General features: G+C 59.4%; 11 protein-coding genes and 3 tRNA genes. 6 read left to right on the forward strand and 8 right to left on the reverse strand.

Annotation, left to right across the window (positions count from 1 at the left end):
* Positions 1-35: 35 nt before the first annotated feature.
* The 3 genes from ACIPIN_RS13290 to gltX all read right to left on the reverse strand — a co-directional run bounded on the left by ACIPIN_RS13290 (position 36) and on the right by gltX (position 1,917).
* Positions 36-111: transfer RNA gene (locus tag ACIPIN_RS13290), tRNA-Glu, on the reverse strand.
* A gap of 79 nt (positions 112-190) precedes the next feature.
* A tRNA-Ala gene (locus ACIPIN_RS13295) sits at positions 191-266 on the reverse strand.
* A 169-nt stretch (positions 267-435) separates the two neighbouring features.
* Positions 436-1,917 (reverse strand): glutamate--tRNA ligase, encoded by a 1,482-nt coding sequence (gene gltX, locus ACIPIN_RS13300; protein WP_401119257.1) that lies wholly within the window; start codon positions 1,915-1,917, stop codon positions 436-438.
* A 231-nt stretch (positions 1,918-2,148) separates the two neighbouring features.
* On the opposite strand from gltX, the gene ACIPIN_RS13305 reads away from it, so the two are divergent.
* Together ACIPIN_RS13305 and ACIPIN_RS13310 are read left to right on the forward strand one after the other, a co-directional pair.
* The gene (locus tag ACIPIN_RS13305) at positions 2,149-3,195 is read left to right on the forward strand and encodes an HlyD family secretion protein (RefSeq protein ID WP_401119259.1); all 1,047 of its coding nucleotides are present in this window, start codon (positions 2,149-2,151) and stop codon (positions 3,193-3,195) included.
* Positions 3,185-4,735 carry an MDR family MFS transporter gene (locus tag ACIPIN_RS13310; protein WP_401119261.1) on the forward strand — a complete coding sequence of 517 codons (1,551 nt, stop codon included), beginning with the start codon at positions 3,185-3,187 and terminating at the stop codon, positions 4,733-4,735. The genes ACIPIN_RS13305 and ACIPIN_RS13310 overlap by 11 nt, the downstream gene beginning before the upstream one ends.
* Positions 4,736-4,854: 119 nt before the next feature.
* Here the strand turns inward: ACIPIN_RS13310 and uvrB are convergent, their stop codons facing one another.
* Positions 4,855-6,870, reverse strand: coding sequence for an excinuclease ABC subunit UvrB (gene uvrB / locus ACIPIN_RS13315; protein WP_401119263.1), 2,016 nt, complete (start codon positions 6,868-6,870; stop codon positions 4,855-4,857).
* A 349-nt stretch (positions 6,871-7,219) separates the two neighbouring features.
* Between uvrB and ACIPIN_RS13320 the strand changes: the two genes are divergently transcribed.
* Together ACIPIN_RS13320 and ACIPIN_RS13325 are read left to right on the forward strand one after the other, a co-directional pair.
* Positions 7,220-8,416 (forward strand): amino acid aminotransferase, encoded by a 1,197-nt coding sequence (locus ACIPIN_RS13320; RefSeq protein ID WP_401119265.1) that lies wholly within the window; start codon positions 7,220-7,222, stop codon positions 8,414-8,416.
* Positions 8,417-8,609: 193 nt separating this feature from the next.
* Positions 8,610-8,813, forward strand: a complete 204-nt coding sequence (locus tag ACIPIN_RS13325) for a hypothetical protein (protein WP_401119268.1) — start codon at positions 8,610-8,612, stop codon at positions 8,811-8,813.
* A 6-nt stretch (positions 8,814-8,819) separates the two neighbouring features.
* On the opposite strand, the gene ACIPIN_RS13330 is transcribed toward ACIPIN_RS13325, so the two are convergent.
* Positions 8,820-9,053: a hypothetical protein gene (locus tag ACIPIN_RS13330; protein ID WP_401119271.1), complete on the reverse strand. Its 234-nt coding sequence runs from the start codon at positions 9,051-9,053 to the stop codon at positions 8,820-8,822.
* Between the two features lie 252 nt (positions 9,054-9,305).
* Here ACIPIN_RS13330 and ACIPIN_RS13335 point away from each other — a divergent pair.
* Positions 9,306-9,381, forward strand: a tRNA-Asn gene (locus ACIPIN_RS13335).
* Between the two features lie 97 nt (positions 9,382-9,478).
* Here ACIPIN_RS13335 and nadE read toward each other — a convergent pair.
* From nadE to ACIPIN_RS13350, 3 genes are read right to left on the reverse strand one after another with little or no spacing between them, the layout of a single operon-like run.
* A complete protein-coding gene (gene nadE / locus ACIPIN_RS13340; protein WP_401119274.1) occupies positions 9,479-10,309 on the reverse strand; it encodes an ammonia-dependent NAD(+) synthetase in 831 nt (276 codons plus the stop codon).
* A gap of 1 nt (position 10,310) precedes the next feature.
* A complete protein-coding gene (pncB, locus tag ACIPIN_RS13345; protein ID WP_401119277.1) occupies positions 10,311-11,540 on the reverse strand; it encodes a nicotinate phosphoribosyltransferase in 1,230 nt (409 codons plus the stop codon).
* A 10-nt stretch (positions 11,541-11,550) separates the two neighbouring features.
* Entirely contained in the window at positions 11,551-12,198 is a 648-nt protein-coding gene (locus tag ACIPIN_RS13350; RefSeq protein ID WP_401119280.1) for an isochorismatase family protein, read from the reverse strand.
* 190 nt (positions 12,199-12,388) lie between these two features.
* On the opposite strand from ACIPIN_RS13350, the gene ACIPIN_RS13355 reads away from it, so the two are divergent.
* Positions 12,389-12,934 carry an adenylyltransferase/cytidyltransferase family protein gene (locus ACIPIN_RS13355; RefSeq protein WP_401119283.1) on the forward strand — a complete coding sequence of 182 codons (546 nt, stop codon included), beginning with the start codon at positions 12,389-12,391 and terminating at the stop codon, positions 12,932-12,934.

Here is a 12,934-nt window from a genome sequence, read left to right on the forward strand (position 1 = left end):
CGGAGTGACATTTTGCAACATCACTTCTGTAAAACTGGCGTCCCCTAGGGGACTCGAACCCCTGTTACCGCCGTGAAAGGGCGGTGTCCTAGGCCACTAGACGAAGGGGACGCAAACCCTTCTATACAACTGATCAACGCTGAGTGCTGATCGCTTCAAGGCCGGTGTGGCCAGACCTTGAAGTGTAAATTGGTGGAGCTAGACGGGATCGAACCGTCGACCTCTTGCATGCCATGCAAGCGCTCTCCCAGCTGAGCTATAGCCCCTCATCGCTGAGGACGGGGCGAATCTTAATGGCGCTTCGGAAAGCTGTCAAACTTATTTTTAACAATTTCCAAAGTTTTTTGCCGCCATAACAATCACTTACCGCCCCCCCCCGAAAAATGGGGGTGGCGCCGAAGAGCAAGATCAAAAGATCGCAGCCTTCGGCAGCTCCTACGCGATAGCGCCCAGGAGCTTTTCCCACTCTTTGTTTTCTTTCTTCGACACACCACCGAGCAAGTCGATGGCCTGACGCAGACGGAAACGCGTCAGGTCCGGGCCGAGGATTTCCATGGCATCCAGCACCGACACCGAGCTGGCCTGACCGGTGATTGCAGCGAACATCAGCGGCATGGCATCACGCAGCTTCAGCTCCAGGGATTCGACCACCGCCTGTATGGTTGCGGTGATGCTGTCTTTCTCCCACTGACGCAGGCTTTCAAGCTTCCACAGGATCAACTGCATCAACTGGCGAACCTGATCGCCGGACAGCTTCTTGGACTCGAACAGCTTGGCATCCGGGGTCACGCCGCCAGCGAAGAAGAACCCGGCCAACGGTGCGATCTGGCTGAAGGTTTCGACCCGACCTTGCACATGCGGCGCGATCTTCATCATGTACTCGGGGTTCAGCGCCCAGGTCTGCACACGGCTGGCGAACTCTTCCACCGGCAGATCACGCAACCATTGGCCGTTGAGCCACGACAGCTTCTCGATGTCGAAAATCGGCCCGCCGAGGGAAACGCGTTTCAGGTCGAAGTTGTCGACCATTTCCTGCAGCGAGAACTTCTCGCGCTCATCCGGCATCGACCAGCCCATGCGACCGAGGTAGTTGAGCATCGCTTCCGGCATGAAGCCCATGCGTTCGTAGAAGGTCACGGAGGTCGGGTTCTTGCGCTTGGACAGCTTGCTCTTGTCCGGGTTACGCAGCAGCGGCATGTAGCACAGTGCTGGTTGCTCCCAGCCGAAGTACTCGTAAAGCAGAATCAGCTTCGGTGCCGATGGCAGCCACTCTTCACCACGCAATACGTGGGTGATGCCCATCAGGTGGTCATCGACCACGTTGGCGAGGAAGTACGTCGGCAGGCCGTCGGTCTTCATCAACACTTGCATGTCCATGCGATCCCACGGGATCTCGACGTCACCACGGAGCATGTCTGGCACCACGCAAACGCCTTCGGTCGGCACCTTCATGCGGATGACGTGCGGCTCACCGGCGGCCAGACGACGCGCGACTTCTTCCTTGGAAAGCAACAGCGCACGGCCGTCGTAACGCGGGGTTTCGCCGCGGGCCATTTGCTCGGCGCGCATCTGGTCCAGCTCTTCAGCCGTGCAGAAGCACGGGAACGCGTGACCCAGTTCGACCAACTGCTGGCAGTACTTCTGATAGATATCGCCGCGCTCGCTCTGGCGATACGGACCGTGCGGGCCGCCCACATCCGGGCCTTCGCTCCAGTTGATGCCCAACCAGCGCAAGGCATCGAAAATCTGCTGTTCGGACTCGCGGGTCGAACGCAATTGGTCAGTGTCTTCAATCCGCAGGATGAACTCACCGCCATGCTGCTTGGCAAAGCAGTAGTTGAACAAAGCGATGTAAGCGGTGCCGACATGGGGATCGCCGGTAGGCGATGGCGCGATGCGAGTGCGGACGGTGGTCATGGCATGTCTCGAAAGAATATAAAAAGCGGAGATGAAACAGGGGGCGAATGGTAACAGGCGTTGCCCGCCCGGCTCCAGTGAGCAGGGCATTTAAGCCAACCTTGAGGCTACAAAAGGCTCTAACAGCGCTCAATGGCTGATTATCAATAAGTGGCATTTACCGCTTATCGGCTATATGACAGATTCGAGTACTGATAAATCTCCTTACACTTTCTCGACTACAGTCTGCCCATGCCTGCCCAACTCAAGCGTCGCCTGTTTATTTTCCTGTTTATCGTCCTGCTGATTGCCGGGGGCTTCTTTGCTCAATGGTTCTTCAAGGGACGTTTTTATGAAAGTACCGATAACGCTTATGTCCAGGGTGAAATTACCCGCGTCTCCAGCCAGTTGGGCGCACGCATTGAGGAAGTGCTGGTTCAGGACAACCAGCACGTCGAAAAAGGCCAGTTGCTGATCCGACTTGAAGGCGATGACTTTCATCTTGCCGTCGACCGCGCTAACGCGACCCTCGCCACTCGCGAAGCCGAGCGCCTGCAAGCTCAAAGTAAACTGACCCAACAAGCCAGCCTGATTGCCGCCAGCGAAGCTCAGGTCGCCTCCAGCCAGGCGACCCTCGGCCGCTCGCAAATCGATTTGTCCCGCGCGCAAACCCTGCGCAAACCGGGTTACGTTTCGGAAGAACGCGTGACCACCCTCTCCGCCGACACCCACATCGCCCGCTCGCAAGTCGCCAAGGCCCAGGCTGATGCCCAAAGCCAGCGCCAGCAGGTCAACGCCTTGACGGCCGAGATCAAGCGTCTCGACGCGCAGATCGCCAACGCCAAAACCGATCTGGCGCAGGCCCAGTTGAACCTGACCCGCAGCGAGATTCACGCACCGATCAGCGGCCTGATCGGCCAGCGTGCAGCACGCAATGGCCAATACGTGCAGGCCGGCGCTTACCTGCTGTCAATCGTCCCGGACCAGGACATCTGGATTCAGGCCAACTTCAAGGAAACCCAGATTGGCCACATGCAACCAGGACAGAAAGCCGAACTGACCTTCGATGCCTACAGTGACACGCCGATCGAAGCCCGGGTCGACAGCCTGTTCGCCGCCTCAGGCGCGCAGTTCAGCCTGCTGCCACCCGACAATGCCACCGGCAACTTCACCAAAGTCGTCCAACGGATTCCGGTGAAACTGACCTTTGCCGCCGACAATCCGCTGCACGGCAAGATCCGTCCAGGCATGTCGGTCACCGTCAAAGTGAACATCAAAGACCCTGTCGATGGCCGGTGATCAACTGATCCGCCCGGTCGGCGAGCCAACCCGGCAGGACTGGATTGCGGTCATGAGTGCGATGCTCGGCGCCTTTATGGCGGTGCTCGACATCCAGATCACCAACTCCTCGCTCAAGGATATTCAAGGCGCGCTGTCAGCGACCCTGGAAGAAGGCTCGTGGATTTCCACCTCGTACCTGGTGGCGGAAATCATCATGATCCCGCTCACCGCCTGGCTGGTGCAACTGCTCTCGGCACGACGCCTGGCGGTGTGGGTTTCGCTGGGTTTTCTTGCCGCGTCCCTGCTCTGCTCGATGGCCTGGAGCCTGGAGAGCATGATCGTCTTCCGCGCTTTACAAGGCTTCACCGGCGGCGCGCTGATCCCGCTGGCGTTCACCCTGACGCTGATCAAACTGCCCGAGCACCATCGCGCCAAAGGCATGGCAATGTTCGCCATGACCGCGACCTTCGCGCCCTCCATCGGCCCGACCATTGGCGGCTGGCTGACGGAGAACTGGGGCTGGAAGTACATTTTCTACATCAACGTCCCGCCGGGACTGATCATGATCGCCGGCCTGCTTTATGGTCTAGAGAAGAAAGAGGCGCACTGGGAGCTGCTGAAAAGCACCGACTACATGGGCATCCTCACGCTGGGGGTTGGCCTCGGTTGCTTGCAGGTGTTTCTTGAGGAAGGCCATCGCAAGGACTGGCTGGAATCGAACCTGATCGTGACGCTGGGCAGCATAGCCCTGCTGAGCCTGATCACCTTTGTGATCGTGCAGGTCTCCAAACCCAATCCGCTGATTAACCTGGGCATCCTGCGTAACCGCAACTTTGGCTTATCGAGTACTTCCAGTCTGGGTATGGGCGTTGGGCTGTATGGCTCGATCTATCTGTTACCGCTGTACCTGGCGCAGATCCAGAACTACAACGCCTTGCAGATCGGCGAAGTGATCATGTGGATGGGCGTGCCGCAACTGTTCCTGATTCCGCTGGTGCCGAAGCTGATGAAGTTCGTTTCGCCAAAGTGGCTGTGCACCCTCGGTTTTGGCCTGTTTGGCTTGGCGAGTTTTCTCTCAGGCGCACTCAACCCGGACTTCGCCGGACCACAGTTCAATCAGATCCAGCTCATCCGGGCTATGGGCCAGCCGCTGATCATGGTGACCATTTCGCTGATCGCCACCGCCTACATCCAGCCACAGGATGCAGGCTCCGCTTCGAGCCTGTTCAACATCCTGCGCAACCTCGGCGGCGCGATTGGCATCGCCCTGCTCGCGACCCTGCTGGATGCACGAACCAAGACCTACTTCGATTATTTGCGCGAGTCGATCGTGCCCAGCAACCCACAGGTGGCTGAGCGCATGGCGTCAATGACCGACCGATTTGGCAGCGAAACGGCCGCATTGGGCAAGCTCAGTGAAATTGCCCACCAGCAGGCTTCGATCATGGCCTACAACGATGCCTTTCACTTTGTCGGGATTGCGCTGGGGGTGAGCATGCTGGCGATCTTGCTGACCAAGGCGTTGCCGGCGGGGTTGAAGGCTGGCGAAGCCCACTAAGCCCGCGGCGCCCCCATCGCGAGCAGGCTCGCTCCCACATTGGACCGCGCCAGCCTGGACAACGCGATCACCTGTGGGAGCGAGCTTGCTCGCGATGAGGCCATTTCAGGCACCGCAAGTCAGACGGTCAACAACCGCTCGCGCATCTTGGTGATTTCGTCGCGCGTCTGTGCGGCGGCTTCGAACTCCAGGTCGCGGGCGAGTTGGTACATCTTCTCTTCCAGCTGACGAATGCGCTTGGAGATTTCGCTCGGCGAACGCAGTTCGTTTTCGTACCGGGCACTTTCCTCGGCAGCCTTGGCCATGCCCTTGCGCTTCTTGCTGCGCGAGCCCGGCACGACGGCGCCTTCCATGATGTCGGCGACGTCCTTGAATACACCTTTAGGGGTGATGCCATTGGCCAGGTTGAAGGCGATCTGTTTGTCGCGACGACGCTCGGTCTCGCCAATCGCCCGCTCCATCGAACCAGTGATCCGGTCGGCATACAGAATCGCCCGGCCGTTGAGGTTACGCGCCGCACGGCCGATGGTCTGAATCAGTGAGCGCTCGGAGCGCAGGAAGCCCTCCTTGTCCGCATCGAGAATCGCCACCAGCGACACTTCCGGCATGTCCAGACCTTCACGCAGCAGGTTGATCCCCACCAACACATCGAAGGTACCCAGACGCAAATCGCGAATGATCTCGACCCGCTCCACCGTGTCGATGTCCGAGTGCAAATAACGCACGCGCACACCGTGATCGGCGAGGTAGTCGGTCAAGTCTTCGGACATGCGCTTGGTCAGCGTGGTGACCAGCACCCGCTCTTCCAGCGCCACGCGCTTGGTGATTTCCGAGAGCAAGTCGTCGACCTGAGTCAGCGCCGGACGGATTTCGATTTGCGGGTCCACCAGGCCGGTCGGCCGCACCAGTTGCTCGATCACTCGACCGGCGTGTTCCGCCTCGTAGTTGCCGGGAGTCGCCGAGACAAAGATCGTCTGCGGACTGATGCTTTCCCATTCGTCAAAACGCATTGGCCGGTTATCCAGTGCCGACGGCAGGCGGAAACCGTATTCGACCAGCGTCTCTTTGCGCGAACGGTCACCCTTATACATCGCACCGACCTGCGGCACGCTGACGTGGGATTCGTCGATCACCAGCAAGGCATCGGCTGGCAGATAGTCAAACAAGGTCGGCGGCGGCTCGCCGGATTCACGGCCCGACAGGTAGCGCGAGTAGTTTTCGATGCCGTTGCAGTAACCCAGTTCCAGAATCATTTCCAGGTCAAAACGGGTGCGCTGCTCCAGCCTTTGGGCTTCCACCAGTTTATTGTTGGAGCGCAAGTATTCCAGGCGCTCCTGTAGCTCAACCTTGATCCCTTCGATGGCCCCCAGCAGGGTTTCTCGCGGTGTTACATAGTGGCTTTTCGGATAGAAGGTGAAACGCGGCAGCTGGCGAATCACTTCGCCGGTCAACGGATCGAAAGCAGAGATCTTCTCCACTTCATCATCGAAGAGCTCTATACGGATCGCTTCAAAATCGGATTCCGCCGGGTGTATATCAATCACATCGCCACGTACACGGAAGGTCGCGCGGGCAAAATCCATGTCGTTGCGGGTGTATTGCAGGTCCGCCAAACGGCGCAGCAAGGCGCGCTGATCGAGCTTGTCGCCGCGATCGACGTGCAGGACCATTTTCAGATAGGTTTCCGGGCTGCCCAAACCGTAGATGCACGACACCGTGGTGACGATGATCGCGTCCTTGCGCTCCAGCAACGCTTTGGTCGCCGACAGCCGCATCTGTTCGATGTGGTCATTGATCGACGCATCTTTCTCAATGAAAGTATCGGACGACGGCACGTAGGCTTCGGGCTGGTAGTAGTCGTAGTAGGAAACGAAGTACTCCACCGCGTTGTTCGGGAAGAACGCCTTGAACTCGCCGTACAGTTGCGCCGCCAAAGTCTTGTTCGGCGCCAGCACCAGCGTCGGTCGCTGCACCTGGGCGATCACGTTGGCGATGCTGAAGGTCTTGCCCGAACCGGTCACACCGAGCAACGTCTGGTGCGCCAGCCCGGCCTCGATGCCCTCGACCATCAAACGGATGGCTTCCGGCTGATCGCCGGCGGGCTCGAAGCGGGTGACTAGCTGGAATTCAGACATATCGTACCTATTGGTTTCCAAGGAGGGGTTCACTCCAGCGCGGGCTGGCGCGCCAGAACAGTGAAGACCGCTCACGACGAATGTCGCAGGGAAAAATCATGATAACCGTTGATGTGGTGCCGAATACCTCTAGTTTCAAGGCAAACGTCCTACATGCCCCTAAGCCATTGACGTGACAATAAGGCGAACGGCCGAAAAATAATCCGAAAAAACCTGCCCGAAAAGCGGAAACGCCTGTCGCCGCGCCCGGTGTTGGCCTCTATACTAGCTCCCCGTTTGTGCACCGCTCTAGTGCATTCGGCTGGAGCGCTACACGTCCCTCCACTTTCCATTCAGAGCCGCCGCAATAATGAGCCTCTTCTCCGCTGTCGAAATGGCACCACGCGATCCAATCCTGGGCCTCAACGAAGCATTCAACGCTGACACCCGAACCGACAAGGTCAACCTGGGGGTCGGTGTTTATTGCAACGAGGAGGGGCGAATTCCACTCCTGCGAGCCGTTGTCGAAGCCGAGACGATTCGCGCCGCTCAACATGCTTCCCGTGGCTACCTGCCGATCGACGGCATCGCGGCCTACGACCAGGCCGTGCAAAAGCTGCTGTTCGGTAAAGATTCGCCACTGCTGGCGGCTGGCCGGGTTGTCACTACCCAGTCCGTCGGCGGTACCGGCGCCCTGAAAATCGGCGCTGACTTCCTCAAGCAACTGCTGCCGAACGCCGTCGTTGCGATCAGCGACCCGAGCTGGGAAAACCACCGCGCGCTGTTCGAAACCGCCGGTTTCCCGGTTCAGAACTATCGCTACTATGACGCCGCGACTCACGACGTGAACCGCTCCGGTCTACTGGAAGACCTGAACGCCCTGCCGGCCGGCTCGATCGTCGTGCTGCACGCGTGCTGCCACAACCCGACTGGCGTCGACCTGAGCCCGGCGGACTGGAACAACGTGCTGGACGTGGTCAAGGCGAAAAACCTCGTGCCGTTCCTCGACATGGCCTACCAGGGCTTTGGCGACGGCATCGACGAAGACGCCGCCGCTGTGCGCCTGTTCGCCGAATCGGGCCTGAACTTCTTCGTTTCCAGCTCGTTCTCCAAATCGTTCTCGCTGTACGGCGAACGTGTGGGCGCGCTGTCGATCGTCAGCGAATCGAAAGAAGAAAGCGCTCGTGTACTGTCGCAAGTCAAACGCGTGATCCGCACCAACTACTCCAACCCGCCGACCCACGGTGCAGCCATCGTTGCCGCCGTGCTGAACAGCCCTGAGCTGCGCGCCCAGTGGGAACAGGAACTGGCCGAAATGCGTCTGCGCATTCGCGGCATGCGTACGCAGATGGTCGATCTGCTGGCGAAAAACGCGCCTGACCGCGACTTCAGCTTCGTCGGTCGTCAACGCGGCATGTTCTCGTACTCCGGCCTGACGGTTGAGCAAGTGACCCGCCTGCGCAACGAGTTCGGCATCTACGCCCTGGACACCGGCCGCATCTGCGTGGCCGCACTGAACCAGAGCAACATCGACGTAGTGACCAAGGCCATCGTTCAGGTGATCTAAGCCACACGCGCGACAGAAAAGGGGAAGCCGTTTGGCTTCCCCTTTTCGTTGGCGAGCAGATAATTCTGAATACGCAGGCTACGGGCTCTAAACTGATACATCGGTGTCGCCTTGAAAAGATCGCAGCCTGCGGCAGCTCCTACATCAGCGTGTGCACCCGAGAAACCGCGCATTTCACCTATTGAGAGATCTTATGAAAAACGATGATTTACGCGCTGACCGCGATGAAGAACTGGATCACTTCGTGCCACGCAACCAGACCAAACGCAGCAGCGGGCTGGTCTGGCAGGTTGCGCTTGGCGTGTTCCTCGGTGGCCTGGCCCTGTGGCTGGTGCAACTGGCCGCCACGTCGCTGTATGCCAAGTTCTTGCTCGGCACCTTTACCTTCGGCGGTTAAGGTCGATCAACCCGCCAGTTCAGTCGAACGCTGACTGGCGGCGTCGTCATAAGCCACATACAACGACTCGGCGACCTGACTTTTGATCGCCTTGGTGCTTTCCAGCCCCAACACAAAACCTTCAGCCTTGCCGCCAGCGCGATTCAGCTCATCAGCGGTGCTCGCCTGAGCGATCGCATCGAAGAGCTTCTCGGCATGCGGCCCGACGCCTTTGGGCAGGCTGATCTGAGCGATGCTCATACGAACACCTCGCGCAGCATTGACGAAGTGAGCAGTGGTTGGTGAGTCATGACGCGTACCTTTTCGGCTGAGGGCCGGTAGCGCGTGAAACCACTTCCGGGGGGCCATGGTAGACCTCTACCACGATTCTGGTAACCGCCAATGGCTGACAACGCCCTTCTCGCCCCAGAATCATCACCGCTCAACTGAAAATGCACCACTCGAGCAATCCACGCTTGACTTGTCCTTTTTAATCAGTAACATACAGCGCATTCCGCGATAGCTCAGTTGGTAGAGCAAGTGACTGTTAATCACTGGGTCCCTGGTTCGAGTCCAGGTCGTGGAGCCAGACAGCAACATCGAAGAGCCCCTGAATCGAAAGATTCAGGGGCTTTTTTGTGGCTGATGGAAAATCAAAAGATCGCAGCCTGCGGCAGCTCCTACATCTATGGCTGGGGGGCGCGAGGCAGTTCGCGTTTGTGGGCAGTTTTGATGTAGGCACTTTCAATGATGTGCCGCGCCCGTTGCGACACCGTTTCGCCCATCAGATACGCATCGATCTCTTCGTAACTGCAGCCATACGCAGCCTCATCCAGCTTGCCCGGTGCGAGGTCTTCCAGGTCCGCGGTTGGCGCCTTGCGTACCAGTTGCGTCGGCGCGCCCAGGGCATCGGCCAGCAACCGCACCTGGCTTTTGGTCAACCCGGACAGCGGTGCCAGGTCGCAGGCGCCGTCGCCGAATTTGGTGAAGAAGCCCATCAGCGCTTCCGCGCCATGATCGGTGCCGACCACCAACCCGTTGCTGAAGTTGGCGATGGCGTATTGCGCCAGCATCCGAGCCCGGGCCTTGACGTTGCCTTTGGCAAAGTCGGTGAGCTCGGCCGAAGGCTGCAAGCCGTCGATGGCGATATTGGCCATCAAGCCGTCGACACAGTCGGCGATGTTGCTGGTGGTGATCATGTCCGGCTGGATGAAGTCCAGGGAGGCCTGGGCGTCGCGCTCATCGGCCTGGGTCTTGTACGGCAGGCGCACGGCGATAAAGCGCGCCTCATGGTCTTCGGCGCGCAGCTGCTCCACCGCCAGCTGGCACAGGCGGCCGGCGGTCAAGGAGTCGACGCCGCCGCTGATACCGAGCACCAGGGCCTTGCAGCCCGACTCGCGCAGTACCTGTTTAATGAAGTCGACACGACGGACGATTTCAGCGGCCTCGCCGCCCCAGGTGAGTTGCCGGTCGATGCCCAGTTCCCGGGCGATGCGCTCTTGCTGTTGCGTAGTCATATCAGGCTCCCAGTTGTGGATTGATCAGGCTGACGTTGAACACCTGGGCCGCGTACCGCAGGAACGAGGCGTCTTCACAGACGTTCTTGATCGGGTCGTCTGAGAACTTCACCACCGGCTCGCCATGAACCCGCACCAGCTTCATGACGATGCTCAGCGGCTCGACGCCCTCGACATCGCAGGCCAGGCTGGTGCCCATGCCGAAACCGAATTTGGCCTTGCCACGCACGTGGCGCAGGATCGGCAGGCACTTCTCGAAGTTGAGACCGTCGGAGAACATCAGGTCCTTGGTTCTTGGATCGATGCCCAGTTCCCTGTAACGCCCCAGCACCTTGTCGGCCCAGACGATCGGGTCACCGGAGTCCTGACGCAGGCCGTCATAGAGTTTGGCGAAGTACAGATCGAAATCCTTGAGGAAAAAGTCAGTGCTGATGCAGTCGGTGAGCGCGATACCCAGCCTGCCACGGTACTCGCGCACCCAGTTTTCCAGCGCGGCGTTCTGGCTCTCGCGCAACCGCCCGAGTTGCTGGTGCACCATCAGCCATTGGTGGGCCATGGTGCCGATCAGCGGCAGGTCGAACTCGTAGGCCAGGTGAGCGTTGCTGGTACCGACGAACACTCCGGGGAAGTCACTGCGCATGACGTTGACCACTTCGCGCTGGGCCCTGAACGACAGGCGCCGGCGGGTGGAGAAATCCGAGACCCGGAACTCGGTGAGCTCTTCGCGGCTGGCGTTCTTCTCCAGCCATTCGAACTTCTGGTACAGCTTGCGGGTAACGTCGGCCAGCTCGACTTCCGGGTACTTCTCGCGGTTGCGCAGTTCACTGACCATCGCCAGCACCGGCTGCTCGAACATGATGCAGTGCAACATCGGACCACGGACGCGGATGTGCAGTTGGCCGTCGACTTCCGACACGTGGATGTAGCGCAGGTTGAAGCGAAACAGACCGAGGAACTGTTCAAAGTCCGGTGTCAGGTATTCACGGAAACGCTTGTTGAACAGAAACCGCTGCTCACCCTCGCGCAACTGCAAGCCGGCGAGCTTCTCCAGCTCATTCCGAATGTCCGGGATCAGGTGCCCGAGCCGCTCTTTCGAGCGCACGATGAACTGGTATTCCACCTCGACGTTCGGGTGCTGGTGCAGGACCGCCTGCATCATGGTGAAGGTGTAGTAGTCGGTATCCAGAAGACTCTGGATGACGCCGTTGCTGTGATCGAATGCACTTTCCATGTTTTTTTCCTTATGCGCTTGCCAGACTGGCGGTTTCTTCGCGGGTCGCGGCAACCGAGACTCCCGCTTGTTGCATGTCTTGAATGGCTTGAGTGGCGCCCTCTTCACTAATGGCCCGGCAGGCTGGCAAGTGGATGATCACCTTGAAGCCGGCGGCGGCCAGTTGCAGGGCGGTGGTCTTGACGCAGAAATCCAGCGCCAGACCGCCGACGATGACCTGCTTTACACCCAGGCTATTCAGGTACTCGATCACGCCGGTGGACAGCTTGCCGTGCAAGTCGTGGTAGCAGGCGCCGTAGGGGTGCAGGTCCGGCTCGACACCCTTCCAGACGAAGTAGTCGTAGTCGTATGGGGTCGGCAATTCGTCCAGCAGGGTGAAGCCTTCGGTGCCGGGGACGCAGTGGCTGACCCAGGTGATGTCGGCGTGTTCGAGGCCGGTCGACTGGAACATCTGCGAGTGCTCGGCCACCACCCAAGGGGCCTGAGCCGTATGAGCGTCCTTGCTGCCGACACGCAGGCTGGCCAGGGTGGCCATGAAGTTCAGTTCGCTGCCGATCTGCTCGCCGCCCGCCACGGGCAGCTCATCAGGGCACAGCGGCGTGAAGCTCTTTTGCGCATCGACATCGAAGGAAGCGGTTTTCAGGGTCGGGCTGTTCATGCTGGGTCTCTCCTCTGCATGGATCTAAAAGTACATGTCGTGTACTTTTATGACAATACTTGGCGATAAAAATATTTTCGCCGGGCACACTCCCGCCTATACATCACGGATATAAGGGTCAGGGGCGATAGTTTCGTCTGAATGAATTTGGTGATAAGGTACACGTCATGTACCAACAGGAAGATCAGCCATGTTTGAAATAGCCCTCTATGGCGGCGCCTTCAATCCTCCTCACGCCGGGCACGCCCAGGTGATGATCGAGGCCTCACGCCAGGCCAGGCGTCTGCTGGTAGCCCCCAGTTTCAGGCACCCTTACGGCAAACGAATGGCCGACTATGAACTGCGCCTGAACTGGCTGGAATCGATCGTCGAGCACGTACAGCCCCTGTGCTGCGCCGAAGTGCGTGTCAGCCGGGTCGAGCAGATCGTGGCGCGCGGCGTCGAAGGTCCGATCTACAGCTACACCCTGCTCGCCCATCTCGCCGACAGCCTGGCCATGGCCGGCAAACAGATTGCCCTGGTGGTCGGCCAGGATGTGGCGGACCTGTTGCCGACCTTCTATCGCGGCCCGGAGTTGCTGGAGCGCTTTTCCATCATCTGCGTCGAGGAACAGATCCACGTGCGCAGCACGGTGGTGCGTGAACGACTGGCCTTGGGCGAGCCGCTGCCCACCCACTGGATGGCACCCGGCATGGACCCGGTAAACTACGACCTCTACGCTGCCCACGGAAGCTGA

Origin of the sequence: Pseudomonas sp. NPDC087697, assembly GCF_044743155.1 — a bacterium.
In the GTDB taxonomy this organism is placed as follows: domain Bacteria; phylum Pseudomonadota; class Gammaproteobacteria; order Pseudomonadales; family Pseudomonadaceae; genus Aquipseudomonas.

Bases quoted from the DNA above. Each gene is read 5' to 3' on its own strand.
- gltX (WP_401119257.1), bottom strand. From the start codon at position 1,917: ATGACCACCGTCCGCACTCGCATCGCGCCATCGCCTACCGGCGATCCC.
- ACIPIN_RS13305 (WP_401119259.1), top strand. From the start codon at position 2,149: ATGCCTGCCCAACTCAAGCGTCGCCTGTTTATTTTCCTGTTTATCGTC.
- ACIPIN_RS13310 (WP_401119261.1), top strand. From the start codon at position 3,185: ATGGCCGGTGATCAACTGATCCGCCCGGTCGGCGAGCCAACCCGGCAG.
- uvrB (WP_401119263.1), bottom strand. From the start codon at position 6,870: ATGTCTGAATTCCAGCTAGTCACCCGCTTCGAGCCCGCCGGCGATCAG.
- ACIPIN_RS13320 (WP_401119265.1), top strand. From the start codon at position 7,220: ATGAGCCTCTTCTCCGCTGTCGAAATGGCACCACGCGATCCAATCCTG.
- ACIPIN_RS13325 (WP_401119268.1), top strand. From the start codon at position 8,610: ATGAAAAACGATGATTTACGCGCTGACCGCGATGAAGAACTGGATCAC.
- ACIPIN_RS13330 (WP_401119271.1), bottom strand. From the start codon at position 9,053: ATGAGCATCGCTCAGATCAGCCTGCCCAAAGGCGTCGGGCCGCATGCC.
- nadE (WP_401119274.1), bottom strand. From the start codon at position 10,309: ATGACTACGCAACAGCAAGAGCGCATCGCCCGGGAACTGGGCATCGAC.
- pncB (WP_401119277.1), bottom strand. From the start codon at position 11,540: ATGGAAAGTGCATTCGATCACAGCAACGGCGTCATCCAGAGTCTTCTG.
- ACIPIN_RS13350 (WP_401119280.1), bottom strand. From the start codon at position 12,198: ATGAACAGCCCGACCCTGAAAACCGCTTCCTTCGATGTCGATGCGCAA.
- ACIPIN_RS13355 (WP_401119283.1), top strand. From the start codon at position 12,389: ATGTTTGAAATAGCCCTCTATGGCGGCGCCTTCAATCCTCCTCACGCC.